The organism is Haladaptatus pallidirubidus, from assembly GCF_020700235.1.
GTDB classification, from domain to species: domain Archaea; phylum Halobacteriota; class Halobacteria; order Halobacteriales; family Haladaptataceae; genus Haladaptatus; species Haladaptatus pallidirubidus.
In genome coordinates this window covers 2786206-2809808 of the sequence record NZ_CP085301.1, presented here as the reverse complement: position 1 = coordinate 2809808, position 23603 = coordinate 2786206, and the positions used below count along the sequence as shown (strand labels likewise).

Here is a 23603-nt window from a genome sequence, read left to right as displayed (position 1 = left end):
TGTCTCGCGGAACTCGGTTAATCATTGCGGAGACGAAGAGTTTGACGAGAACGCGGTCTGAGTGCTTCGAGAGTTGAACTGGTTGAGAGTAAAGGCAGGTTAACGTTACTTCCGTGACGGAGTCTGCTGGGCGAAGGCAACGGGCGAGCGACGTGTGAGGGCGTCATCTGCGCCTAGCAACTGCAAACGTCGCGCCACGAGGCGCAGTTCCATCTCCCGAATAATCTGAATGTTTCCAAAACCAACCATCTGCAACTCACCTACGCCCTCGTCATCGCCGAAACTGCTCCGGAACTGGGAAATAACACGCCCGCATATCCACCCCACAATGACGCTGACCGAGGAGGCCCGCGAGCGACTCGCCGACCTGGTCGAACTGCAACCGACGAAAAACAGTGAGTTACAGGACAGGTGGGAGTTAGAAAGCGGGAGCGAAGTCCACCAGTATCTAGAAAACGAACTGAAGGAGTACTACTACCGCGACGAGAACAGTTACATCTGCGCGACGACCGAGGCGAACGACCTCGTGGACGTGGAGCCCGGAATGGTCGCCGACGAGGACGGGGATACGCCCAGCGTCGTCCGCGTCCCGAAACTTCAACAGCAGACTTTTTCTGTTCTTGCAGGTCCGGATGACCGTTCAGAGAGTGTCGTCTCTGTGCTTCACAAGCTCCGCGAGGAGTTCGACATCGACCCGGACGCAGACGAGGTGCGCTCTGCCCTCCAAAGCCTGAAACGGAAAGGCGTCGTCGAAGTCGTCTACCGAACCGTCCCGACGTTCAAACTCGCCGTCGCGCGCGAGGACATTACCGTCGAAGCGTCCGGATGAGTACTGCCAAAACGCGGGTTACTCCGGTCGAAATCGCTCCTGACGGGATTTAAGCAGTCGCCGAATCGCCTTCCCGGGGCCACCCTCAACCGGCCACACTTTCTGCCGCCACGCAGGGGGTTCGGGTTCGAACGCGGAACAGCGTCCGGAACACTGGCTCGCGGTTTGCGAACACGATTTCGCCGAGCAGTGCGGAAGCATCATCCGGTTTTCGTGGCGAAGTTCGAAGTATCGACAGTCGGGCCGCATGGTTCGGGTGTACGACCGCCAACCGCGTTCGTAGGCCCGCTCCGCAATTTCCAGTCGCTTTTGTCGTTTTCGTCCCGGTTCGACGTACTCGAATCGGGCCGCCGACTGGTCGTACTTCCCGCCGCTCGGACGCTCCAGAATTCGGGTTCCGGGCACGTCAACGTTGAGCCTTTGCGGGAACCACGCCACGTTCGTCTGGTGTTCGTCGAATCCTCCGTAGTCGGCGTTTTCGTTCCCGGAGACGGTTAGAATCCCCGCCTCGACCGGCAGGGATTCGAGCAGTGCGGGTTCGACTCGATCGCCCGTCGCGCGTGTCGCGACCCACACCTCGTCGGCCAGCGCGAGGGCGACATCTCGCTCTATTTGTGGGCGCAAATTTCGCGCCGCGCTGGCGTCCAAGTCGGGTTTGTTTTCGATGGCGACGATGCGTCGAATCCAGTCTGGATACTCCCATCGTCGTTTAATTTCGAGTTTTCGCCCTCGCTTTCGAACGTCCAGAATTCCTCTGTCGTCCGCCTTGTGAATCGTCTCTCTGACGTACCGCCATGGATAGCCGGGGTCGGGAAGGATGTCCTGATACCACGCCCACTCATTCGGCGCGTTTCGAACGACGTGCAGGAGGTTTCCGTCGAGTCGTTTTCGTCCGAACTGCGCACGCCGGGCGAACGCGTCAGCGTCCACTTCCACGACCACCGTATCCCATCGCCTGCGTTTCGTGCCGAGTTGCCGGGCGACGAGCACCGGGCGTTCACGACCTTCCGGCGGCCAGCATCGCTCCGCCCAGCGACAGATTCGCAGTTCGAACGTGAACTCCGGTTCGGCCATACTCACTCATCGATCCCTGTGCTGGTAAGCGATTCGACCGACCCGTTACGGAAAATATTTGTTGCACGATGAGAAATATCAAATATCACTCGTCACGCGACGGGTAAACGCGGTTTTACTGCAGACTACTCCGATAGCTATGAACATACGACACGCTCTGACCTTCGTGGTGGTCGTTTCGCTCCTCGCAGGAACTACCGTCGCAGGCACTGCCGGAACCGCAACGAACACCGAACAGAAGTCCGCAGTCCCCTCTTTCCCTCCAACAGGAAGGAGACGGTAACGGAACAGTCTCGCTTAACCGATCCATCTACAAGGTGCAACAGGGCGAAACCACCGCGATGAACTTCAGCCTGAGCGGTCTCGACGGAACAACCGTTCAACTCGGCGGCGGCGAAGCCGACTACAAACTGAACGCGACCGTTACCGACGGCGACGGCGATGGACAAGTCACACTGCTGTTCGACACGGCGGCGGCAGGAAGCAGCGACGGAGCGACGCTGACCACATAGTCCGACGCCGACAACCTCTCCGTGAAAAACGAGACGGAGACGGACTCACTGAAACCGTCGATGTACGGCATCACGGTATACACCGGACTGACGAGAACGCCTCGGCGGTTGCTTACGGCGGCGTCAACGTCCAAGGTGACGAGATGACCGAGAACACCGAAGACGGAGATTCGTCCGGCGAAACCACGACGGAAAACGGGACGACCGAAGACACCGAATCCGACGGTCAACCCGGCTTCGGCATCGGTCTCGCACTGACCGCTCTCGCAGGAGTCGCACTGCTGGTGCGGCGTCGATAACTTCCGAAAAACCGGTTTCGCTTTCGTTTTTCTTAGCTGTCCTCGTTGTCCTTGAGGAACTCGTGTGCATCCCGGAGGATGTCCCGCGGCCCGTCCTGTGTGATGGTGTTTATCGCCTGTTCGTAATCACGCCACTGCAAGTCGCGGTGTTCGTTCGAGAGTTCCGCGCTGGCCTCGTACGATTTGGCGATGAACAGATGTACCGTCTTGTGAATCGTGGTTCCGTTCGCTTCGAAGACGTAGCTGTAATCGTCGCGAAAGCCGTCGAGGAGTCGAAAATCTTCGATCCCCGCCTCCTCTTCCACTTCTCGTATTGCCGTTTGCTGTAGCTCTTCGTCGCCCTCCACGCCGCCTTTGGGGAACTCCCAATCGCCGGGACGGCTTTTGAGGAGGAGGTATTCCCTTCGACCACGGGTATCCCGAAACAGGATGGCACCCGCGCTCGTAGCTTTGACTGCCATTGTGTCCTCGTATGCGGTTAGCCATTAAAGGAATGTCGAACCAACACAGTCGTTTTCGGCCATTTCCCGTTCGGTACTTCGAACGGAACGATACGTGAGGTTGGTGAACAGACAGAACGAATAACTATACTCGCCGCGAACCAGAAGCAGGAATTTTACGTACTGTGAATCTCTATACTTCACAGAGCCAGCCATGACCTTCATCACAAAAATACTTCTCCAGAGCGGGAACCGGCCCGTACTGGACAAAGTCGTGTCCGAAATTCGCTCGACTGCGGAGCGAAAGGGAGCGGACCTGCGCGGACCGCACTCCGAACCGCCGAAACGGATTCGGGTACCACAGTATAAAACGCTGTCCGGAGACGAAGGGCAGCAGTTCAGGAATTGGGATTACACGGTTTACACGCGAAAGATAGAAATCGTCGGCCACAACGGCGTCTCCCGGCGGGTCGCCGAGATGAATTTTCCGCCCGGAATCCGCGTCGAGGTCGAACTCGAACAGGTACAGGGAATGGGAAAAGCATAGCGTCGTTTCTTCTCTCTTCGACCGAGTTTCGGTAAAAACGAGCGCTCGAACCTAGTTGTTGCCGACGCGATTGACCGTTGCACTGACGAGGTTGAGTCGCCCGCTGAAGATGTTCGCATCCGACGAGAAGCGGAATCGATTTCCTTCCCGAAGCGTTTGTTGTGTGAACACGTAACTGGCCGCGATGACGCTGCCGCCGCTGCCGTATCGAATGCTATAGCCGTTGTAGTCGTCGGGTTGTGAGAGTTCGGGAACGTCGTTTCCGTTCGGAAGCTGAAGCAGTCGAATCGTGATAGACTGTGGTAGTTGCGAGATGACACGGAACGGTGTTCGCGCGATGTAGTCGTCGGTGAACACCAACACTTCGTCACTGCTATCCTGTGCCGTAGCGGTTCCCGTCGCCGTAAGACCGACTGTGAGTAGTCCCGCAGTCAACGCCCCCTTCCGCATGAAATCTCGCCGAGAGTCGCTCGGTTGAATACATGTTCGTTTTCCCGTCTCGTCCGTTGTGCCCGTCTCGTCCGTTCGTTTCCAAGTGTCGCTTCGTTCTAACTCCATTGGTGATACCCCCCGGGTACACCGTGTGGACCGACGAGGGCAGTATCAATAACTATGCCCTGAGCGACCGGTTACCGAGTTACTAATTCATACCGATTGCTGTCGGTACGTCCGATTTCGAAAAAAGGTATTGGATTCGACGCGCTCAGAACGTCGTGCCGTCTATCGCTTCGACGAACGTCGCTTCCCCGACGTAGTCGTTCGTGTCGAACTCATCGACGCGGAGTCGGACGCGAGTGTCGAGGGCATCCGGTGGCGCGTCTTCGACGTGGATGAGAGTGTCACCGACGCGGGCGAGCGCGGTGCCGTTGCTGTAATCCGTGAGATACACGTCGATTTCTTGGCCGACGTCGAATTCCGGTTTGTTCGTCCGGAACGACCAGCCCGCGAGATATTTGTCCAAAAGGCTCATACTCGCGCCACCTCCTCGGCCTTGCGGTCGGAAACGTATTCGAGTCCGAACCCGGTTAGCGCGGAGAGGAGGAACACGCCGAACAGGAACCATCCGTGGAAGACGAATGGCCACACTTGTGCGGGGTTGACCACCATCGACTGCGTGAACCAGTCGAACTGTTCAACCAGTCCGACCATCGTCGCGTAGCCGACCAGCACGCCGCCGCCCCACGGGAAGATGTACCCCATCGCGGAGGAGTTCGCGTCGAGGATGTTCGCACGGCGGTAGCCGTTGATGTTGAACTTCTGGCCGATACGGGCGACATATGGCGCGATGGCAATTTCCGCGGCGGTGTTGATGGTAATCATGGCGTTGACGCCCGCCGTGCCCATCACCATCGTCGTCTCCGCGCGGCGGACGTTCGTCGCCACGCTGTTCAGCAACCAGTTCTGAAGCGCTTCGAAGCCGCCGCCGCGGATCATGATTTGTGCGCCCGCGACGATGAGTAGGGTCAGCACGATGAGCGGGAAAAAGCCCAGCGCACCGTTGTACAGGCTTCCACTCACCGTTCCTGCGGTCTCGGCGTCCGGTGCAACGACCTGAACCACCGGAAGAAAGGCTAAATCCTGCGCGAACGGCCCGTTTCGTGGCGCGTAAAAGACCAGCATCTGCTGTAGCTTGGCGAGACCGAACGCCAAGTTAGCACCAATTGCGAAGATGAGGCCCCACGAGATCGCTTCGACGATGTGCCGCCCCGAAATCGCCGTGACGATGACTATCAGCATCGAAACGAGATGGATGAGGCCGATCGGATTGCCTTCAAGGACGGTCTCGCCGGAGACGGCGATGCCGTCCATCATCGACCCTGCGATGACGTAGCCGACGAGTGCGAACACCGCCGCGAAGATGGCATACTTAAATCGCGACGCGACGACGCCGCCGATATCGGAATCCTGCGTCACCGCGCTCACGATGGTCGTGTCGCTGACCGGCGCGAGATTGTCACCGAAGACAGCGCCCGAGAGGATTGCACCGAACATCAACACCGGACTCGCGCCGATGAGAACGCCCGCCGGGAAGAACAGTCCCGTAAATGCAATCGTCGTCCCGTAGCCGGTTCCGATACCGGTCGCGAGCAGCGCGGCGAGGATGAACGTCGCCGCGGGAAACAGCGCCGCGCCGATGCTCAAAGCGTCCGCGGCCCAGACGAGACCCTCGACGAAGCCGCCGTCCTGGAGCACCTGCGCGAACATACCCGCCCAGAGCCAGGCGACGATGGCCGTCGCGGCCACGCGCTGCGTCATCCCTTCGAAGATGGTGTTCGCGTAGGATTTCCAATCACCCTTGGCGAACAACATCCCGACGATGAGCGCGACGAGCATGCCGATAACCAATCCCGTCGTATCACCGATTCCGAGGAGTCCGCTCTGGAACACCGCCCAAACGATGAACAGCGCGATTGGTATCGTGCTCATCCACTTCCCGCCGTAGAACTCGATTTGCGGTTCGCTCCGCGCCTGCTCCGCTTGCATTAGTTCTTCTTCTACTTCATCTCCCGGTTCGTCCTGTCTATCGTCTGAAGAACCCATCTAACTCACCTCTGTCGTTCTGTGGCAAGACGGCCCGGTATTATAAATTATAGTTAATACGGAATGATAAGTCGGGGAAGATGCAACGCCTGCCCACTCGTGAGGGTTTAAGCCCGCACCGGCCGTCAGCCCCGTCATGAGTCAACAGACCCACCGCGACCGACTGGTCGAACTGCGACGGGAGTTACACCGGTATCCGGAACCGGCGTGGCGTGAGTTCTACACTACCAGCCGAATCGTGGACGAATTGGAAACCATCGGCGTGGACGAACTGTACGTCGGTTCCGAAGTCCTCGCGGAGGAAGAACGAATGTCGGTTCCCGACGACGACGAACTGGGTCGCTGGTACGAACAGGCTCGACAGGAGGGTGCCCGCGAGGACATCCTCGAACGGTTGGAGGGCGGGAGAACCGGCGCAATCGCCGTCATCGACCGCGGCGAGGGGCCGACGGTTGCACTCCGCGTGGACATCGACGGCTTACTCCGCGAGGAATCCACCAACAGCGACCACGTCCCGGCGACAGAGGGCTTCCGCTCCGAGCACGCGGGCGCGATGCACGCGTGCGGGCACGACGCCCACGCGACGATCGGAATTGGCGTGCTGGAAGCGATCAAGGACAGCAACTTCGAGGGAACGCTGAAGGTGCTGTTCCAACCCGGCGAGGAGATGGTCGCCGGAGGGAAGCCGATGGCAAAGAGCGGCCACGTGGACGACGTGGACTACCTGCTCGCCGTTCACATCGGTCTCGACCACCCGACCGGCGAAGTCGTCGCGGGCGTCGATGGCTTCCTCGCGGTGAGCCATTTCTTGGCCGAGTTCACTGGCGAACCGGCCCACGCGGGCGGGAAACCGAACGCCGGGGAAAACGCAGTGCAGGCGATGGCAACCGCGATTCAGAACCTCTACGCCATCCCGCGCCACGAGGACGGCGCGACGCGAATCAACGCCGGAGATGTCGGCGGCGGGTCGGCCACGAACATCATCCCCGAACACGCCTATATCGAGGGCGAAGTTCGCGGCGAGACGACCCACCTCAAAGATTACATGCAGGAGCGCGCGAACCGCGTCCTCGAACACGCCGCGGCGATGCACGGCTGCTCGGTTGAACAGAGCACGGAAGGTGAAGCCCCGAGCGCGGAAAGCGACGAAGGATTGGTCGAAATCATCCACGATGTTTCGACGGAAACCCGCGGCGTCGAGAATCCGATTCGCCGCGACACCCTCGGCGGTAGCGAGGACGCGACGTATCTCATGCAGGAGGTCCAACAAAACGGCGGTCTAGCGGTCTACGTCGGCGTCGGCACCGATCACCCCGGCGGCCACCACACCTCGACGTTCGATGTGGACGAAGATAGCCTTCCAATCGCGGTCGATTTGTTGTCCTCCTCGATTCGAGAAATCGCTAGCAAGCGTCCCTGATGGTATTCCGGGCGAAGAATAGTGTTGTGAGTTCGTAAGCGAGATGAATTGAAGCGAATCAAAAAGGTGGTGCCGGAGTCTTCTGGATCGTTAATTAATGGGCGCAAGCCACGCCCTCGTTCATCACTCGCTCCCGCCGTCACTCGGGGCTTCGCCACTCGTTCCCTCACCCGTTGTCACGGGAAGAAGCAATTTCTCCTCTGCCCTCAAAATCGCAGAGCGATTTTGAGACGCCAGACCGCGAGAGGGCCGAGTGCGACGCACCCATCCCTCGAATGACTGAGTAGCTAGCCGTGGTGGTTCGGAAGACGAATTTCTAAAAAGCGGCTACTCGAATGTGACTTCACTGCCGAGTAACCCGAACCCGGAGTAACCAACAACGACAATCCCACCGAAATCAGGTTCTCCTCGGAACACCCGCCCCGAATACCTCGCGGGCGTATTTGCCTTCACCGATAATCCCCGCCTAGTCAGCTATGGGGGAACCGAAACGACGCGACGAGGGGTCCTTCGGGGACTCACAGGGGAAACGACGGTTGCGTCCGCGGCGGGAGCGGCTTCCGCGCAGAAGCAACAGACGGTCGAGATGACCGACAGACTGGTCTTCGAACCGGAGTCGGTGACGGTTGCGCCGGGGACGACGGTCGTTTGGGACAACGTGGGGTCTGTTGGCCACTCCATCACGGCCTACGAGGACGAAATTCCGGAAGATGCGGAGTACGTCGCGAGCGGCGACTTCGACAGCGAACAGGCGGCGCGAGACGCCTATCCCGAGGGCGACATCGGCGGGGGCGAACAGTACGAACACACTTTCGACGTGGAAGGCAACTACGAGTATTTCTGCATTCCGCACGAGTCAGCGGGATGGTCGGAATCGTCGAAGTCGGTGCGGATGGCGTCGAGGGTAGTGGCGGGTGCTCTTCCGTTGGTGCCGAACAGCGCGATGACGATGGGAATTGCGACGATTTCCGCGATGGTCACGGTGCTGCTTTTAGCCTACTTCTTCCTGAAGTACGGGGATGGCTACGGACTGGACTGAGCCACGAACGTCTCCGAGAGCATATGTTGAGAGAATAACTGTTTCAATTAAAGACGGCAATTTTTATTAGCCTCTGTCTCAAGGCTCTGTATAGACCGAACAGTATTGCAGTTTCAGAGGTCAACAGCATGAACGAGAACGTTAACCACAGTGACGACGGCGGCATTATCACAAGCACGGCACCGAACAACCAGTATATTTGTTACGCGGAAGAGGAAAAACTCAGTACCGCAGTGGTGATGGCACTCGCGGAAGTGACGGGGAACGACCCCGCAGAAATCGGCGTCCCGCTGTACGACGTTATCGACCCGGACGCGCTCGACAACCTGTTTAGCGACAAACACGACGGCACACCCCGAATGGGGGGAAAGGTCGTCTTCGACATTCTCGACTATCAAGTGAAGGTACACAGTTACGGTCAAATCGTCGTGAAAGATATCGATTGACACGCTTTCGAGCGGTTGGTTCACACTGACTTTTGTAGCTACGCTGCTTCTCGGTTTTTTCCCGACGAATGATGTGTTAAGTTAATCCACATCAAAGAAAGTGCGACGACAAATCCGTAGTACGATGCAACTGTAAGGAGTGGTACAAGATCGAACAGCGATGGACGAAAGAGAGCAGATGTGTCGGAATCAGTATTTCGGCGGCGCGCCGGTCGTCTCGTACACTCTATCCATCAGGTCGTCACGAACCTCCCGCCACGCTGGAAGCCCTCGCGGGTCGGTCGGGTAGTGGTCGTAGTGGTCGATGATGTCGTCGGCCAGCTTTTTCGTCCGATAGAGGTCGTAGATGAGTTTCCAGTGGTCGCGGGCGTCGATGGCGGTCTGGAGTTTGAGTTTCCAGCCGATGTTCGCACTACCGGAGTAGAGCGCTTCGGAGAGCTTTTCCGTCGGAAGCGCGCCGAGCATCCCCATCAGGTCATCCACTTCCACGGCGGTCGTGAAGATGTTGTAGATGTCGAGTCCCGCGTAGCGCGCGCCGAAGTGATCCATGACGCGCTGATTGTACCGCCACAGTGTTTGCTCGCTCACGTCGCCGGATTCGAAGGCCTCGATGGCCTGCTCGCCCGCGTATTTTCCGGCGTAAGCAGCGCCCGCGATGCCGCCGCCGGTCGTCGGGTTAACGTGGCCCGCGGCGTCTCCGACCGCGATGAATCCGGATGCAACGGCGGAGTCGTAGGGTCGGCGGGTCGGCAGGGCCGCACCGAGTTTGTCCTCGACGGTTGCATCCTTCAATTCGGGTCGGTTGCGAAGGTCGTGTTTGAGGTCTTCGACCAACTTCATCGGCTCTTCGTTCATCTGGAAGCCGAGTCCGGCGTTGATTTCCGTGCTGGTGCGCGGGAAGTACCAGAGATAGCCCGCGGCACGGTCGGTCGGTTTGAACACGAGCGCGTCGTCCCATTCTACGGGTTCATCGACGTGAAGTACTTCGCGGTAGGCAGAACAGAACTGCGAGTAGGTGACGTTCGTGTCGAACGTCGCGTTCGAAAAGTCCGTTTTGTCCTGCAGAAGCGAGAGCGCCCCGGCGGCGTCGATGAGCAGTTCGGATTCGTACTCCACGACTTCGCCCTTGTGTTTGCCGCGGACGCCCGTGACGCGCCCGTCGTCGTCCTGCGTCACGTCTTGAACGACGGTGTCGTAGTGGAACTCCGCACCCGCATCCTTCGCACCCTCGATGATTAGCCGTCCGTACTCCCAGCGGTCGATAACGGCGAGTTCACCCGGCACCGGAATTTCGAGGACGGTGTCCTCCCTCGGAATCTCGAACCGGCCGTGGTCTACGTCGGTGTTGGTGAACGCGGGTTGAATCTTCTCCTTCGGAATCGCCTCCGGAAAGGCGTCCGCGCCTTTCAATGCGTCTCCGCAGGCGATGTGTCCCGCTTCTTCCTCGCTCTTTCGCTCCACGATGACGACGTCGTAGCCCTCGCGTGCGACAGTCGCCGCGGCGTAACACCCCGAGGTTCCTGCGCCGACGACGACCATATCGTACTGCTTGGTCATGCGTTTCGCTACGAGAGGGAAGCGAGAAAACTCTTTATCCCCTAATGTGTCGTTTCAAAAGCGACTCTGAATGCGGACGGCGTGGATAAAGAGTTTTGTCAAGTAGTTTCGTACCTCCGAAGTATGACCGAATTCACCGTCGAGTTCGTCGGAACCGGGGAGGAAATCGCTGTTTCCGACAAGCAGACCATCCTCAAGGCGTGCATCGAGGAGGGAATCGCACAGGAGTACTCCTGCAGGGTCGGCATGTGTCTCGCGTGCTCCGCCGAAATCGTGGAGGGAAAGGTGACGCAACCTGCGGCCCGCGGTCTGACCGAAGAAGAAGCCGAAACGTACGCGCTCACCTGCATGGCCCGCCCGCAGAGCGACCTGAAACTCGACCGAGGAAAGTATCCGCCGAGCATCGAAGCGGACGCTGAAGCGATGGATTCCGACGCCGCAACCGCGGACGACGACTAGCGCGACAGCTACCGATTTTCGCTGAACCACTCGCTGGCGAAATCGACCAATTCTCGCTGACTCATAGCGACCGAATCGGCGTTGCCGACGGTTCCACGAGCAACCGTTTCGGGACGCGCTTCTTCGAAGGCTTCGCCGACCTGCTCGAAATCACCGTCTTCGCAATCGAGCCCCGTCAGCTGAATCCATTCGCGCTCGCCATCTTCCACCACCGGCGCGCCGTCCGTGACGGTCTCTTTCTCGAACTCGCCGCGATGTTCAGCGAGGTGGAGCGAGGTGCTCGTCTCGTAACTCGTCCCAAGGTAGAGAACCGTTCCATCCCTATCGGACACGTCGGCGAGCGGTGAGTTCTCACCGAGTCCAAAATCGTACTCGTGATCGGCGACGACGGATGCCGCATCCGTCCCCCACGCCGCAAAGGAGTGGTGTGGGTGCCGACTTCGAGCGACGTCTGGATAACTTCGGAACGTCTCCGGAATCGCGCCCATGCCGCGCGTCGGCGTTATTTCCGGGCGGTAGGGCGACATCGTCGCCCGAATTTCGTCCTTCCAGTCGTCGGGGACGGGTGGATTCTGCCAACCCTCCGGGTCGGAGAGGCCCGTGTGGGTCGGCATCGCGAGCGTTCCGTCATCACCGACGACGGAACGCAATGCGTCCACGACCGCTGGTGCGCCGCCGCTGACCCAGCCGAGGGCGGAAAGCGACGAGTGGACGAGGAGGGTGTCACCCGCCGTTATTCCGAGGTTTCGAAGGTCGTCTGCGATTCGTTCGCCCGTAATCGGTTCGTCGCTCTGCTCGATGATGTCTCGTTCGCTCACGGAGGACGCTCCAACGAAAATCGCTCTCGCGTCGTCGCATATAAATTTCCTGAAAGTCGACCGACAGCATCGATTTTCTCCACGTCGAGTTTACCGTCGGTCGTCACCGAATCGTCGACGTGCACCCATTCGACTTCGCCGAGAACCATCGTGGACGCGCCGATGTCCACCATCTCGTACAGCGAACATTCGAACGCGACCGGCGTTTCCGCGACGCGCGGAGCGTCGACAGTCGTCGATTCCGCGCGGTCGAGTCCGGCGTGGTCGAACTCGCTCTCTCCGTGGGGGAGCGTCGCGCTCGTCCGATTCATCGCCTCGGCCAGCGGTTCGGTGACGACGTTGACGACGAACTCCTCGGTTTCGCGGACGTTCGCGGGAGTGTCTTTCAATCCGTCCTGTCCGTCCACGGGGGCGAACATCACGACCGGTGGCGCGACGCTCACGACGTTGAAAAAGCTGTACGGGGCGAGATTATCCACGCCGTCCTGACTTCGAGTGCCGACCCACGCAATCGGCCGGGGAACGACCGCGCCCGCTAACGTTCGATAAAGCGACTGCACCTCGTCCGGGTCGATTTCCATGCAGAATGATGGAAACGGAATGGCAAGCCAGTTCCGGGTGCAGTCGATTCTATCGGAGTACGATCAGCGGTACGATGTCATCTGTTCAATTGTCGCGGGCAGCACGGGGGTAGTAGCACGAGAACCGAGCGTGCATCTGCACCGAGTAGATCGCCAATTCGACCGCAGTTCCTTTTTCTTCGCGAACGACTTCGAATACGTCATTCAGACAGCCGAACCAAACATTAGGAGGGACGACCATTTTTCGCCTATGAGCGTAACCGCGACGGCCCGGTCGGTCATCGATGTCGTGCAGGAGCGCAACATCACGTTCCTCGCAGCGAGTTTCGCGTACTACGCCTTCGTGTCGGTGTTCCCGCTCGCCCTCCTCGCACTCACTGTTGGGACACTCATCGGCGGACAGGAGTTCGCAAACGCGCTCGTCCAGCAGGCGCAGGGCTTGCTCTCCGAACAAGGCGCGTCTTTCCTCGAACAGGCGGTGCAGAACTCCTCGGCACGAACCGGCGCCTCCCTTCTGAGCGTCGTCGTCCTGCTCTGGAGCGCGCTCAAACTGTTCCGGGGGCTTTTGCTCGCGTTCGAGGAGGTGTACCAGCGAGAACCCGACGCGAGCATCGTCGAACAGCTAAAGAAAGGATTCGTGACGCTAATCGCCGTCGCGGTCGGAATCGCTCTGATGATTGCCGTCGGGGCCGTGATCCGGTCGTCCGCGTTCGAGGCGATTCCGTTCATCGATTTTGCAGGAACCCTCACCCTCCTCCTCGGTCTCGTTCTCGTCTTCCTGCCGCTATACTACGTACTTCCCCCGGTGAGCATGACGGTTCGAGAAGCCATTCCGGGCACGCTCGTCGCCGCGTTCGGGTGGATTATCCTTCAGGCCGGCTTCCAAGCCTACGCTGGGGCCGCGAGCAAAGCACCCGTCTATGGAGCGCTCGCCGGGGTGATCCTGTTTCTCACGTGGCTCTATTTCGCGGGCATCCTCCTGCTCGTCGGCGCGGCGGTGAACGTCGTCGTCGCCGGGCGCAGCGCGGCGACGGTGCGGTGATAACCGTAAATAATCACACGGCGACGGCCACCACACAAAAGTAGCGGTTCGGCGTATTCGTCGAACCGATGGCCGAAGATAACCGCGATCGAGAGCGAGAGATGCAACGCGAACGAAAGCGAGAAGTCGAAGAGGAACTCGACCGCGTTGACGAGGAGATGGATTCGGCGGAGCAGAAACAGTCGGATGCGGAGGGGCTACCGGAGGACGACGACGATGCGGACGACGAACGGATGGACGAACGCCACGTCGAGGTCGACGAAGAAACCGACCGGGCGTAATCTACGAACGAAATCCTACTGCACCGCGCAGTTATTCGGCCCGAGTTCGAGTTCGAACGCGGTTTCTTCCTCGACGGATTTTTCGCCGAGATTTATCGCCACGATGTCCTCGTAGTTGGCAGGACGTGGCGGAAGGTCGTCCGCGATTCGCGCGACAAAGGCCTCGCGGTCGAGCGAGAGGAGCGGAACCGACTCACGAACCGCGGCTAGCCGAGCGGTGAACGATTCGTCTTTTCCACGCGGCGTTTCCGCATGGATGTGCCCCGGAGCGACGAGTGTTCCGTCCGGAAGCGTCAGAACGCGCTCGTGGAGCGTTTCGTAGAGGTCGTCCGCCAGTTCAGTCTCGCCCTCGGAACCAGCTTCGAGGTCCGGTCTTCCAATCCCGTCCAAAAACAGCGTATCCGCGCTGAACAGCGTCTTTCCAACGCGAAAGAGCGTCATCTCGCTGGTGTGCCCCGGCGCGTGGACGGCGGTCAGCGTCGTCTTTCCGACCGCGAGTTCGTCCCCGTTTTCGACGAATTTCGCCTCGAACGCGAGACCACGGGTTCGCGCACCCGCGGGCAGAACAGCCTCCGCGTCGGTCGCGTCCGCGACCTCGCGGAGACCGCTGATGTGGTCTGCGTGGACGTGCGTGTCGATGGCGTATTTCAGTTCAGCACCCGACTTCTGCGCATCCTCGACGTATCGGTCGGCGAACGCTTGAAGCGGGTCGATAACCGTGGCCTCGTCACCCGAAACCACGAGATACGACAGACAACCGCTGGACGGGCGTTCGTACTGGATGAGGGCTTCGTCGCTTTCCGCGCGGATTTCGCGGGCGACGTACACGCGCGCCCAGCCGTCCATCCCGTCGGCCAGATTTCCCGCGTCCGTGCCGGTCTCGCGGAGCATTGCCGCGACCTGCTCGCTCGCTTCGCCTCGGGGACAGACCGCGACGACCGGTTCTTCGAGGTCGAGTGAATCAGCGAAGTCGGGAAGCTCGTTTTTTACCTTCGCGCTCATGAACTCGGCGTAGGGCGTCTGTACTACCCGTGGCGCGTCGATGTGCCACGTTTCGTATTCGTCGCGGTTGCGAACGTCGAGAACCGTGAGCGACTCGCCGCGCCGAAGTCGGTCGTACAGCTCCCGAGCGGAGAGAGCGTCTTCCATACGCAAGTTACGCGGTTCGAAGGCAAAAACGGTCGCCCGTTCAGTCGATGCTACTTGTCCGTCAGATTCGCCCACCTCCATCGCTGCCCAAACGTTATGCTCCGTCTCGTCGTGTCGCTGGTATGAACGGAAACAATTTCGCCGACTCGGTTCGGGACGCCAAATCGACCGAACTCGACCGTCTCGGCTCCCAACAACTGCTCGTCGCGCTTACGGGTGCCGACCTCGAACCGGAGGTGGTTCTCACGGCGGTCGCGGGAAGCGAACACACCGCCGCCGAAACGTTCGCGGAGTGGGCCGAGGTGTCCGAACAGGAACTGTTTGCCCGACTGCACGAACAGGAACGCGACCACTACGAGCGCGTCATCGCGGAGCTGGACGCGTTCGACCCCGGCGGAGTTGACTCCATGCACGAACGGCTCCGCGAACTGAACGACGACGTTTCGCGGGCGGGCGGCCTCGTCGGACGGTCGCTCGTCGGCGACAAAACCCTCCTCCAAGTGGTGAACTTCTTCGTCAACAAGGCGGACGAGCGCCGAGCGGGCCTCTTTCGCGACCTGCGCGCGGACACCAAACAAAACGTCGGAGACGGTGTCTCCCTGCTTGCAGACTGCTGTGACGGCGAGGCAGACTGGAACTACGCACGGGAAACCGCGGCGGAAATCGTCCAAATCGCCTACGACGACTACGCCGACACCCTAACCGAGATGGGACTCGACCCCAAACCGATTTGCTAATTGGTTCGGTTCGGACGCTGTTTTCGGTTAGCGCCGGGCGTCCGCAATCGCCCGGCGCAGTTCGTCCGCTCTTTGCGACCCGACGAGCAGTGGCCGTTCTCCCTTCCGCTCGATTCTGACGCCTTCATTTCCGCTGACGATGTAGGCCGCTCCCTTCTCGTCCCACGAAATTCCGCGGAGGGACAGCGAGAGACCGAACCTGATTCCCCACCCGCCGTAGTCGCGCATGGGACTGTAACTGACTCGTTCGAATCTCGTTATTTCGGAAAACGGAATCCGGCGGAATCGAAGGTGGAAGGGGAAGAACTTGCAATACAGACCGTCTTCGCGAACTTCGGTGACGAGTTCCGCCCGGTGAAAGAGGATCAGCGGCGCGATGAGTGCGACTGTCACCGTCGCCAACGTCGTGAGTGCATCGCGGGTGAAACCGTCCGCTTCGTTTATCGTCACGACGAACACCAGCAGACCGACTGGAATGGTCGAAAAGATTAGAAGCGCCCAGAGCCATCCCTGCCGGAATCGCTGTGCTTCGCGGAACCGCAGTTCGATCATTCGTTTCTCGATTTGCTCGTCATGGTATAAATATCCTCACTTAGTTACACTTATCGGACGCAGCTACCAAACTACTCCATGGTTTCCGGATTCCGTCTCGTGAGCGTTACTCTTGCGCTAAATTTAGCTTTCGTTACGCTCGTCGGTCCGCTGGCGGATGCGCTCGACGTGACGGGTTGGCAGTGGTCGGTGGGCGCCGTCGGCGTGTCGCTCGCGCTCGGATTCGCCTTTCTCTCGTACAACGCGGAGTTGTACGTCGACGGCGTCTGGCACTTCGGATTTCTCGTCTTCCTGCTCTCGATTGGGGTTCACGTTATCACCGGAACCGGACTAACCGCAGGAGACGCTGCCGCCGCGGAAGTCGTATTCGTGTGGTTATTCGCGGTCGGTGCAGTGGTGGTCGCGTTCAAGAATACGGTGAGAGAGCAGTTGCAATTCTGAAACCGGATTGCCGACTCCTTCGTTCGGGGGTCACTCCTCCCGTTCGATGCGCCTTCGGAGATACGCCCCGACACCCGCGACTCCGCCGATTGCGGTGACGATTCCGAATCCGGGTTGTCCGTCCGTCGTAGTCGTGGTGGTTTCTACCTCGCCGCCCGACAGTTCCGACGAGGTCGTTTCCGACGCTTGCGTCGCGGTCGTTCGGGTACTTTGCGTCGTCGTCTCGGTAACTGTTTGTCCGCTCGTCGTGGTTTCCGTGGGCGTTTCACTCGTCGTTCCGTCGCTTGTTGTCTCGGCGGTTGTCGTGGTCGTCCCGTCGGTTGTTCCGTCGTCCGTCGTAGTCCCTTCATTCGTCGTCTCGGTGGGTTCGGTCGTCTCGGTCGTTCCGGTGGACGCATCCGACGCGAGGACGTGGAAATCGGCGTACTTCGTGTACATCCAGTCGATAGTCGATCCCATCGGGAACGTGGCGGTGTACAGCCGTCCGTCGGCTACTGCAGTTCCGCGCGCGGCAGGTCCGTACTCGTCGAAATCCCAGCTACCGAACGAGTGCTCCCACTCGCGTTCGCCGGACGCCACATCGATGGCGATAACCACCGCGTCTCCAACGTCCGGTTCCGGCGTCGTCCGGCCACTCGCGTAAAGGGTATCTCCGCCGACTGTCGGAGGCCCGCTGAGTTCGGCATCAGTTTCGTGAGTCCACGCTTCGTCGCCCGTCTTCGCGTCGAGCGCCCGTATCGTATTTCCGTCGGTAAAGAGGATGTATCCGTTGGCGACCACGAGCCGATTGGACGACCAGTAATCCCTCTTTCCGAGCGAATACGACCATCGAATCGACCCGTCGTCGGTTGAGCGCGCTCGGATGACATTTTCGGCATCGTACTCGGCGACGACTCCGTACACAAGCCCGTCGGCGACCGTCCGAAGCGCGTCGCCGTCATCGGATGCATCCCACAATACGGCGCCGTCCTCGGCGGAGAGCGCCGCGCCGTCGCCGTAAAAGAGGGTTCCGTCGGCGTAGCAGACGTCGCCGGTTTCGGCGTCGAGTTCGCACGCGGTACCACCGGTGTTACAGAACAACCGACCGTCCGCGAAGACCGAAATGTCCGGCTTCTCCGCACCCGATTTGTGCCATTTCGTCTCGCCGGTGTCGCTGTCGAGCGCGAAAAATCCCGTCCCAGACGTGTCTTCGGTTCCCGTGGTGTCGAAATAGACCGTGCCGTCGCCGACGGTGGGAGTTTCCGGCCTCGAGATGTCGTCGCGACGCCACAGTTCCTCGCGCGTCGTCGTGTCGTACGCGGCGAGATACCCTTCGCTGGTCGATGGCGTGTGCGCAGTTGCGACAGCCAAGTACAGCGTTCCGTCCACAACGACGGGTTCAACTGCGTGCATTCCTCCTTCCAAATCGAACGACCCGTCGGTCGTTACGCTCGAATCCGGCCCGCTGTCAGCAGTCGCCCCGGTTCGACCGGCATTTCCGCGGTATGTCGACCACGAACCGCCGGATTCGCCGGTGCTCGTCACACTCGACGCGAACCCTGTCCCTCCAACCGCGATCATCGCACCGAGGACGCCTGCCGATTTGAGGAATCCTCGCCGGTGTGTTTCAGTCATAGGCAATTCAAAGGAATCGTTATAAAATAAGTTTTGTGTCCGGAATGTTCTAAAAATACGTTGCGGAAACAGCCACTAATTAAATATATAAAAAGTATTATTTTAAGTTGTAAAAATCCGCTCGTACGGCGAGAACGAACGACTTTGTCTCACGTCGAAGCCTTACTCCCGGAATCTGGTACTCTATTCCTCGCGCACGAACCAGCCCGTTTTTAGTTACATAGTCGCCGGGGCGACGAAGCGTAGCTTCGTCGAACAGCGCGAAGCTCTGCTTCGCTTGCTTGATCAGGCTACGCCTCATCAAACAGCGTTTCGCCTTCGACCATTTTCTCCGCAACGACGTCCATATCGAGCGTTACGCCGAGTCCAGGCTTCTCCGGAATCTCGATATAGCCGTCCTCGATGACGTCTTCCTGCACGAGGTCTTCCCACCAGCCGAGTTGATAGGAGTGGTACTCCACCGCCAGCGAGTTCGGAATTGCGGTGCCGACGTGGGCGCTGGCCATCGTCGCCACGGGCGAGGAGACGTTGTGCATGGCGACCGGAACGTAGTACTGGTTAGCAACGTCGGCAATTTTTCGAGTTTCTCGCATACCGCCGACTTTGGGCAGGTCGGGCGCGATGATGTCCACGGCGAGATTCTCGATGAGGCGACGTTCCTCGGTGACGCGATAGCGGTTTTCGCCGACCGTAATCGGCGTGGAAGTGGATTTCGTAACCTCTTCCTGAACTTCGAGATTCTCCGGCGGGACGGGGTCTTCAAGCCACCACACGTCGTAGTCCTCGATTGATTTCGCGAGGCGTTTTGCGCTCCCCGCGGAGAACGTCCAGTGACAGTCGAACGCCACGTCCGCGCGGTCTTTGACGCGTTCTGTGACTCGCTCCACGATTTCGGCCTTGTGCCGGATTTCTCCGGGACGGAGGTGACGGTTCGCACGGTCTTTTTCAAGTCCGGACGGAACGTCTAAGTCGAATTTCAGGGCGTCGTAGCCCAGTTCGGAGACGACCCGCTCCGCCTCGTCGGCACAGGCCTCGGGGTCGGCTTCGTCGGCGGTGTGACAGTCACAGTAGACGCGAATCTCGTCGCGGTACTTCCCGCCGAGAAGTTGGTAGGCAGGAATATCGAGAATCTTGCCCGCGAGGTCGTGAAGCGCGATTTCGATGCCGGAAATCGCGGTTACCGTGACGCCCTCGACGGACCCTTCGCCGGACATCTTTTGGATGAGGTGTTCGAACAGTCGGTCGATGTCGAGCGGATTTTCGCCGACGACGAACGGTTTCATCCGCTCGATAAGTTCGGGGACGCCCGCGCCCCAGTAGGCTTCGCCCGTGCCGACGATTCCGGCGTCGGTGTAGACACGAACGAGCGTCCACGGGAAATTTCCGTCCACCATCGTCGTCTGCACGTCGGTAATCTCTACGTCGCGTGCGCCGCTTCGATTGGCCGTCGCACCCATCGTCTCGGCGGAGAGGTTTCGCATGGTGTACTCCGCGTTCGGGTCGTGAAGCGTGGAATAGTCGCGTCCCATACCGCCGCGTACTCAGTCCAGAGTAAAAGTTTGAATGGTATCGGTCGCTCACTGTCGTACGTCGACCGGTTTTTCGGCGCTTATCCACGCGTGGACAGAATCCTCCGTTCGGAGTTCGTACCGACCGCGGCGATAGTAGCCGACGACCCGTGGGGCGGTCTGCTGTTCTGGCATCTCGTTTGTCCCTTCTACTTGCGTCGTCCTTACTATTGACCAGTTAACCAATGACGCGGACGGATAGGCCGACCGTTCCCGTCCGTTGGTGGAAAAACAGCGACTCTACGAAATCAGTTTCGTCGTCGGTTGTGCTGTCGGTTAAGAAGTCTCTAAGTGAAAGTCAGTTCGAGGAACTGTCGAGATATCCCTATTTGTGTGAATAACCGAGCGAACCGCAAATTACGGTTCGCTGGCTCGACTTCGCTTCACTCGGTCGAACGTGGGAGGGTCTGCGCCGTCGTAAGTCAGCGGAGACGTCGCGTACTATTTCAACCCGTCAGAGAGCAATATCCGTCGATTTCACTAGTCACCGGAAAACTATACTCGGACGGCAAATCGAGGTCACGTTTTGGCGTAGTATCAGTAAACAAACCATCACTTTCAGGTAGGGTGGGGTTGTCCGCGACTGTATGACTCGTCGGTGTACGAGACGGGGGTTCCTCGCTACCGGCGTCGCGTCTGCGGTCTCACTCGCGGGATGCGTAGCCGATGCCCAGGAACCACCAGTCGATGTTCGCGGTGCGATGTATATTCCGGCACGAGCGATGAACACCTTCCAGATGTGGCACACATACGAACGCGGTGTCACGGAGCGGGACATGGGGTTCGCCGCCCGACTCGACTTGAACGCCCTTCGGACGTGGTTGAGTTACGAAGCGTGGCACAAGGATAGAGAGTCGTTCGGTAGGGCGGTAGACCACTTCCTTCGAACCGCGGAATCGCACGGGATACGGATCATCCTCGGGATTTTCGAGGGAGTCGGACGCCCGCCGGTTCCGAAAAACCTCTACGATACGGATCCGTGGACGGGAACCTCGGTCTGGTCGCCGGGAAAGCAAGTGATGAGGAACCCGGACAGATGGGGGGGGGCAACCCGATTCGCTGAATGGGTGATGAACCGCTACCGCGACGACGAGCGCGTCCTTGCCATCGAAGTGATGAACGAACCCGGATGGCGTCCGTGGAAGAAGCGATTCGCCCGAGAAATGTTCCGCGTGATTCGCAAGGAGCGTGGCGACGTTCCGTTGACGGTCGGTGCGACGAGTTTGGCGAACGTCACCGACTACTACGATTGGGGAGTCGATGTGATGCAGTTCCATTACAACTACCCGAATACGCAAGAGATCTATCGTGAAGTTCTCGAGCAGGCGAACAAACTTCAGCGAAGCGCCGGGATGCCGGTGTGGCTCACGGAGTGGCAACGAATCGCCAACTTCGGTTGGGGACAGAAAGACGTCCCGCCAACCAAGCGCGGGCCGCGCTATGCGTCGATCGTTCCTCCCATCCGCGATTCCGGCGTCGGCAACTTCTTCTGGTCGCTCATGCTCAAACCGGCCTACATGTTGAGCCAGCGCAAACGCGGGATTCTGAACGGCGTCTTCCACGAGGACGGCGCGGTCTGGAGCGAGAAGGACGCCCGGGCTATCAAATCGATGTCGGGCGACGACTCCTTTTCGGGAGAACAGAGAATGGAATGGCCGGAGTGGGCGAAAGAGGTACCGGAGCGGGCAAATTCGGGAGGTTCGTGACTGACGTAGCGAGCGGCGAATTTCCGATAAACCGATTACCGACGTTACGGTGCGGTCGGACTCACGCTGGCGGCGTGAGTCCAGCGTACGCTAGCAAATCGCCGTGGTCTAAATTTCCATCCCCGTCGAAATCGAGAGCGTTTCGCTGTTCCGCCTGAACGTTTGCGAGGCCGATCGCGTCGGCGACGACGACGGCGGGAAGCGCCACGATGTCCCAGACGCCCGTATCGCCACTTCCAGTCACGTCCTCGTACTGCCCGTCTCGGTCGGGGTCGAGCGGCGGGCCGAGCGTGAGTCGGACGCCGAAAACGTCCACGACTGCAAGGGGCGCGTAGACGTTCACGACGTGGTTATCGCTGATGTCGTTCCGTTCGAGTTCGTCGTCCCAGGGGTCGGTGAGAACGAGACCCTTCAAATCGCCGTGAACGGTGTTTTCGACCAGTCGAGCGTCGGAATCGGTTACGTCGATGCCGATCGCGTTGTTCGAAGCGGTCACGTTACGAACCGCCACGTTCTCCGCGTTTCTGACGGTGATACCCCGATTCCAGTCCTTAACGTGGAGGTTTCTGACGGTCACGTTCGAAGCATCGTCAACCAGCACGCCGCTGGTGTCGCTAACCCCAAAACCATCGAGGAGGTGGCCGCGGCCGTCGAGAACGACGTGATCTGCCCGGATGTCGATGCAACCGGTGGAGATGCGCGTCTTGCCGTTTTTGATGTCCTGCCCGAGAACGTAATGTCCGGACTCCGTGATTTTCGTGCACGAACCGATACGGGACGGTTGCGTTCTGTCGAGAGATGCGTCAGCCAGTGAGAATTCGGTTAAAGAAACGTCAGTCGGAGAGCTATCGGTCGAAGACGGTTCGAGAGACGAAACGAGCGGTCGAGCGTCGGCGACACCACCGAGTAAACACAAAGCGACCAGTCCGACTGCGAGGACGCGCGAGGAAGCCATAGACTTCCGAACGACCCCCTCCGTGTTATAGCCACTCCCCGAAAGAACGGCCTACTCGCGAGAAACCTCAGAGTAACTCCAACGCGCGGAGGTCGGATTCGAGCTCCGCCCTATCCGAGTCGTCCATCTTCCGGAGCGGACTCCGGAGCGGCCCGGGCGAGAAATCGAGATTCCGAACGTCGAGCGCCGTCTTCACACCGGCCATGTACGACCCGCCCTTCAGGGCGTCTCGAACCGCATAGACCGTGCTCTGGAGTTCACGAGCACGAGCTTCGTCGCCGTCGTCGTAGGCGTCGTAAAGGGAGACGACAAGTTCCGGGAATGCGTTGGCGACCGCGCTAACCATGCCCGAACAGCCGATTTCGAGGCCGGGGAAGAGCAGGGAGTCGGAGCCCGCGAGGAAGGTAAGCTCCGGATGTGCGTCGATGGCTTGCCCTAACCACGGCACGTCCTTGCTCGAATCTTTGAGCCCAGCGAGATTCGGGATTTCGGCGAGGTCGGCAACCGTGTCGAGCGACAGTGAATTGCCGGTTTTGCTCGGGATGTGGTAGACGTACACCGGCACATCGACTGCCTCGCATACGCGACGGTAGTGCGAAACCGCCGCCTCGTGGTCGAGCGGGAAGTAGTACGGCGTGACGACGACGAGGCCGTCCGCACCGACCGATTCCGCGTGTTCCGCGTGCGACACGGTTTCGTATGTACTCGGCGCGCCGACACCCGCGATGACTGGCACGTCGTCCACGGCGTCCACGACCGCTTCGACTACGCCGCGCTTTTCTTCGCCTGTCAGGAGCGGAAACTCGCCGTTTGTTCCGAGCGGGAAAACGCCGTGCGCGCCGCCGTCCTCGACGAACTCGGCGTGAGCCGCCGTCGCTTCGTAATCGACCGATTCGTCCTCGTGAAACGCCGTAATCGTGGGTGGAACGACGCCGTGCAGGGAGAGCGGGTCGTCCGACCCCGGGTCAGGTGCGTGCGACATACCTGGTTGGTCAT

At 59.7% G+C, this 23603-nt stretch carries 29 protein-coding genes; 13 read left to right on the top strand and 16 right to left on the bottom strand.

The annotated features are described in order from the left end of the window. Positions 1-105: 105 nt before the first annotated feature. The gene (locus LIX15_RS15210) at positions 106-249 is read right to left on the bottom strand and encodes a hypothetical protein (RefSeq protein WP_227774005.1); all 144 of its coding nucleotides are present in this window, start codon (positions 247-249) and stop codon (positions 106-108) included. Between the two features lie 79 nt (positions 250-328). On the opposite strand from LIX15_RS15210, the gene LIX15_RS15205 reads away from it, so the two are divergent. Next, a complete protein-coding gene (locus LIX15_RS15205; protein ID WP_227774004.1) occupies positions 329-829 on the top strand; it encodes a DUF5797 family protein in 501 nt (166 codons plus the stop codon). Between the two features lie 18 nt (positions 830-847). Here LIX15_RS15205 and LIX15_RS15200 read toward each other — a convergent pair whose 3' ends face one another. Further along, positions 848-1903 (bottom strand): DUF5787 family protein, encoded by a 1056-nt coding sequence (locus tag LIX15_RS15200; RefSeq protein WP_227774003.1) that lies wholly within the window; start codon positions 1901-1903, stop codon positions 848-850. 317 nt (positions 1904-2220) lie between these two features. On the opposite strand from LIX15_RS15200, the gene LIX15_RS33705 reads away from it, so the two are divergent. Both LIX15_RS33705 and LIX15_RS33700 read left to right on the top strand, forming a co-directional pair. Then, positions 2221-2415 (top strand): DUF7827 domain-containing protein, encoded by a 195-nt coding sequence (locus LIX15_RS33705; protein WP_438267219.1) that lies wholly within the window; start codon positions 2221-2223, stop codon positions 2413-2415. Between the two features lie 143 nt (positions 2416-2558). Beyond that, complete coding sequence (locus LIX15_RS33700) at positions 2559-2714, top strand: PGF-CTERM sorting domain-containing protein (protein WP_227774001.1); 156 nt, start codon at positions 2559-2561, stop codon at positions 2712-2714. 32 nt (positions 2715-2746) lie between these two features. On the opposite strand, the gene LIX15_RS15185 is transcribed toward LIX15_RS33700, so the two are convergent. After that, the gene (locus LIX15_RS15185; RefSeq protein WP_227774000.1) at positions 2747-3175 is read right to left on the bottom strand and encodes a bis(5'-nucleosyl)-tetraphosphatase; all 429 of its coding nucleotides are present in this window, start codon (positions 3173-3175) and stop codon (positions 2747-2749) included. 193 nt (positions 3176-3368) lie between these two features. Between LIX15_RS15185 and LIX15_RS15180 the strand changes: the two genes are divergently transcribed. Continuing rightward, positions 3369-3701 carry an uS10/mL48 family ribosomal protein gene (locus LIX15_RS15180; protein WP_227773999.1) on the top strand — a complete coding sequence of 111 codons (333 nt, stop codon included), beginning with the start codon at positions 3369-3371 and terminating at the stop codon, positions 3699-3701. A 51-nt stretch (positions 3702-3752) separates the two neighbouring features. Here LIX15_RS15180 and LIX15_RS15175 read toward each other — a convergent pair whose 3' ends face one another. From LIX15_RS15175 to LIX15_RS15165, 3 genes are all read right to left on the bottom strand, one after another. Next, positions 3753-4259 carry a hypothetical protein gene (locus tag LIX15_RS15175; protein WP_227773998.1) on the bottom strand — a complete coding sequence of 169 codons (507 nt, stop codon included), beginning with the start codon at positions 4257-4259 and terminating at the stop codon, positions 3753-3755. 145 nt (positions 4260-4404) lie between these two features. Then, on the bottom strand, positions 4405-4671 hold the full coding sequence (locus LIX15_RS15170; protein ID WP_227773997.1) for a DUF7513 family protein: 267 nt from the start codon (positions 4669-4671) through the stop codon (positions 4405-4407). Further along, positions 4668-6242: a Na+/H+ antiporter NhaC family protein gene (locus LIX15_RS15165; RefSeq protein WP_390184259.1), complete on the bottom strand. Its 1575-nt coding sequence runs from the start codon at positions 6240-6242 to the stop codon at positions 4668-4670. The genes LIX15_RS15170 and LIX15_RS15165 overlap by 4 nt, the downstream gene beginning before the upstream one ends. A 136-nt stretch (positions 6243-6378) precedes the next feature. Here LIX15_RS15165 and LIX15_RS15160 point away from each other — a divergent pair, with 136 nt between their 5' ends. From LIX15_RS15160 to LIX15_RS15150, 3 genes are all read left to right on the top strand, one after another. After that, a complete protein-coding gene (locus tag LIX15_RS15160) occupies positions 6379-7662 on the top strand; it encodes an amidohydrolase (protein ID WP_227773996.1) in 1284 nt (427 codons plus the stop codon). Positions 7663-8248: 586 nt separating this feature from the next. Then, a complete protein-coding gene (locus tag LIX15_RS33695) occupies positions 8249-8701 on the top strand; it encodes a plastocyanin/azurin family copper-binding protein (protein ID WP_345411974.1) in 453 nt (150 codons plus the stop codon). 128 nt (positions 8702-8829) lie between these two features. Next, a complete protein-coding gene (locus LIX15_RS15150; RefSeq protein ID WP_227773995.1) occupies positions 8830-9147 on the top strand; it encodes a HalOD1 output domain-containing protein in 318 nt (105 codons plus the stop codon). 189 nt (positions 9148-9336) lie between these two features. Here LIX15_RS15150 and LIX15_RS15145 read toward each other — a convergent pair whose 3' ends face one another. Beyond that, positions 9337-10704, bottom strand: a complete 1368-nt coding sequence (locus tag LIX15_RS15145) for a geranylgeranyl reductase family protein (protein WP_227773994.1) — start codon at positions 10702-10704, stop codon at positions 9337-9339. Between the two features lie 123 nt (positions 10705-10827). Here LIX15_RS15145 and LIX15_RS15140 point away from each other — a divergent pair, with 123 nt between their 5' ends. Next, positions 10828-11163: a 2Fe-2S iron-sulfur cluster-binding protein gene (locus tag LIX15_RS15140; protein WP_227773993.1), complete on the top strand. Its 336-nt coding sequence runs from the start codon at positions 10828-10830 to the stop codon at positions 11161-11163. Between the two features lie 8 nt (positions 11164-11171). Here LIX15_RS15140 and LIX15_RS15135 read toward each other — a convergent pair whose 3' ends face one another. Both LIX15_RS15135 and LIX15_RS15130 read right to left on the bottom strand, forming a co-directional pair. Beyond that, positions 11172-11981, bottom strand: a complete 810-nt coding sequence (locus tag LIX15_RS15135; protein WP_227773992.1) for an AAC(3) family N-acetyltransferase — start codon at positions 11979-11981, stop codon at positions 11172-11174. Next, positions 11978-12562 carry a flavin reductase family protein gene (locus LIX15_RS15130; RefSeq protein ID WP_227773991.1) on the bottom strand — a complete coding sequence of 195 codons (585 nt, stop codon included), beginning with the start codon at positions 12560-12562 and terminating at the stop codon, positions 11978-11980. The genes LIX15_RS15135 and LIX15_RS15130 overlap by 4 nt, the downstream gene beginning before the upstream one ends. Between LIX15_RS15130 and LIX15_RS15125 the strand changes: the two genes are divergently transcribed. Beyond that, entirely contained in the window at positions 12561-13604 is a 1044-nt protein-coding gene (locus tag LIX15_RS15125; protein WP_227773990.1) for a YihY/virulence factor BrkB family protein, read from the top strand. The two genes, LIX15_RS15130 and LIX15_RS15125, sit on opposite strands and share 2 nt — an antisense overlap. Before the next feature lie 68 nt (positions 13605-13672). Next, positions 13673-13885 (top strand): hypothetical protein, encoded by a 213-nt coding sequence (locus LIX15_RS15120; protein WP_227773989.1) that lies wholly within the window; start codon positions 13673-13675, stop codon positions 13883-13885. Positions 13886-13900: 15 nt separating this feature from the next. Here the strand turns inward: LIX15_RS15120 and LIX15_RS15115 are convergent, their stop codons facing one another. Further along, on the bottom strand, positions 13901-15034 hold the full coding sequence (locus LIX15_RS15115; protein WP_227773988.1) for an MBL fold metallo-hydrolase: 1134 nt from the start codon (positions 15032-15034) through the stop codon (positions 13901-13903). Between the two features lie 122 nt (positions 15035-15156). On the opposite strand from LIX15_RS15115, the gene LIX15_RS15110 reads away from it, so the two are divergent. After that, positions 15157-15771, top strand: a complete 615-nt coding sequence (locus LIX15_RS15110; protein ID WP_227773987.1) for a rubrerythrin family protein — start codon at positions 15157-15159, stop codon at positions 15769-15771. A 27-nt stretch (positions 15772-15798) separates the two neighbouring features. Here LIX15_RS15110 and LIX15_RS15105 read toward each other — a convergent pair whose 3' ends face one another. Next, positions 15799-16323 carry a hypothetical protein gene (locus LIX15_RS15105; RefSeq protein WP_227773986.1) on the bottom strand — a complete coding sequence of 175 codons (525 nt, stop codon included), beginning with the start codon at positions 16321-16323 and terminating at the stop codon, positions 15799-15801. A 78-nt stretch (positions 16324-16401) separates the two neighbouring features. On the opposite strand from LIX15_RS15105, the gene LIX15_RS15100 reads away from it, so the two are divergent. Further along, the gene (locus tag LIX15_RS15100) at positions 16402-16764 is read left to right on the top strand and encodes a hypothetical protein (RefSeq protein WP_227773985.1); all 363 of its coding nucleotides are present in this window, start codon (positions 16402-16404) and stop codon (positions 16762-16764) included. A 30-nt stretch (positions 16765-16794) separates the two neighbouring features. Here LIX15_RS15100 and LIX15_RS15095 read toward each other — a convergent pair whose 3' ends face one another. The 3 genes from LIX15_RS15095 to LIX15_RS32845 all read right to left on the bottom strand — a co-directional run bounded on the left by LIX15_RS15095 (position 16795) and on the right by LIX15_RS32845 (position 20081). Then, positions 16795-18378, bottom strand: coding sequence for an outer membrane protein assembly factor BamB family protein (locus LIX15_RS15095; protein ID WP_227773984.1), 1584 nt, complete (start codon positions 18376-18378; stop codon positions 16795-16797). A gap of 290 nt (positions 18379-18668) precedes the next feature. Next, a complete protein-coding gene (locus LIX15_RS15090) occupies positions 18669-19907 on the bottom strand; it encodes a mandelate racemase/muconate lactonizing enzyme family protein (protein WP_227773983.1) in 1239 nt (412 codons plus the stop codon). 48 nt (positions 19908-19955) lie between these two features. Beyond that, complete coding sequence (locus tag LIX15_RS32845; RefSeq protein ID WP_265338379.1) at positions 19956-20081, bottom strand: hypothetical protein; 126 nt, start codon at positions 20079-20081, stop codon at positions 19956-19958. A 452-nt stretch (positions 20082-20533) separates the two neighbouring features. Here LIX15_RS32845 and LIX15_RS15085 point away from each other — a divergent pair, with 452 nt between their 5' ends. After that, complete coding sequence (locus LIX15_RS15085) at positions 20534-21652, top strand: cellulase family glycosylhydrolase (protein WP_227773982.1); 1119 nt, start codon at positions 20534-20536, stop codon at positions 21650-21652. A gap of 61 nt (positions 21653-21713) precedes the next feature. Here the strand turns inward: LIX15_RS15085 and LIX15_RS15080 are convergent, their stop codons facing one another. After that, entirely contained in the window at positions 21714-22607 is an 894-nt protein-coding gene (locus LIX15_RS15080; RefSeq protein WP_227773981.1) for a NosD domain-containing protein, read from the bottom strand. Between the two features lie 67 nt (positions 22608-22674). Further along, the gene (locus tag LIX15_RS15075; protein ID WP_227773980.1) at positions 22675-23589 is read right to left on the bottom strand and encodes a dihydrodipicolinate synthase family protein; all 915 of its coding nucleotides are present in this window, start codon (positions 23587-23589) and stop codon (positions 22675-22677) included. Positions 23590-23603 lie beyond the last annotated feature (14 nt).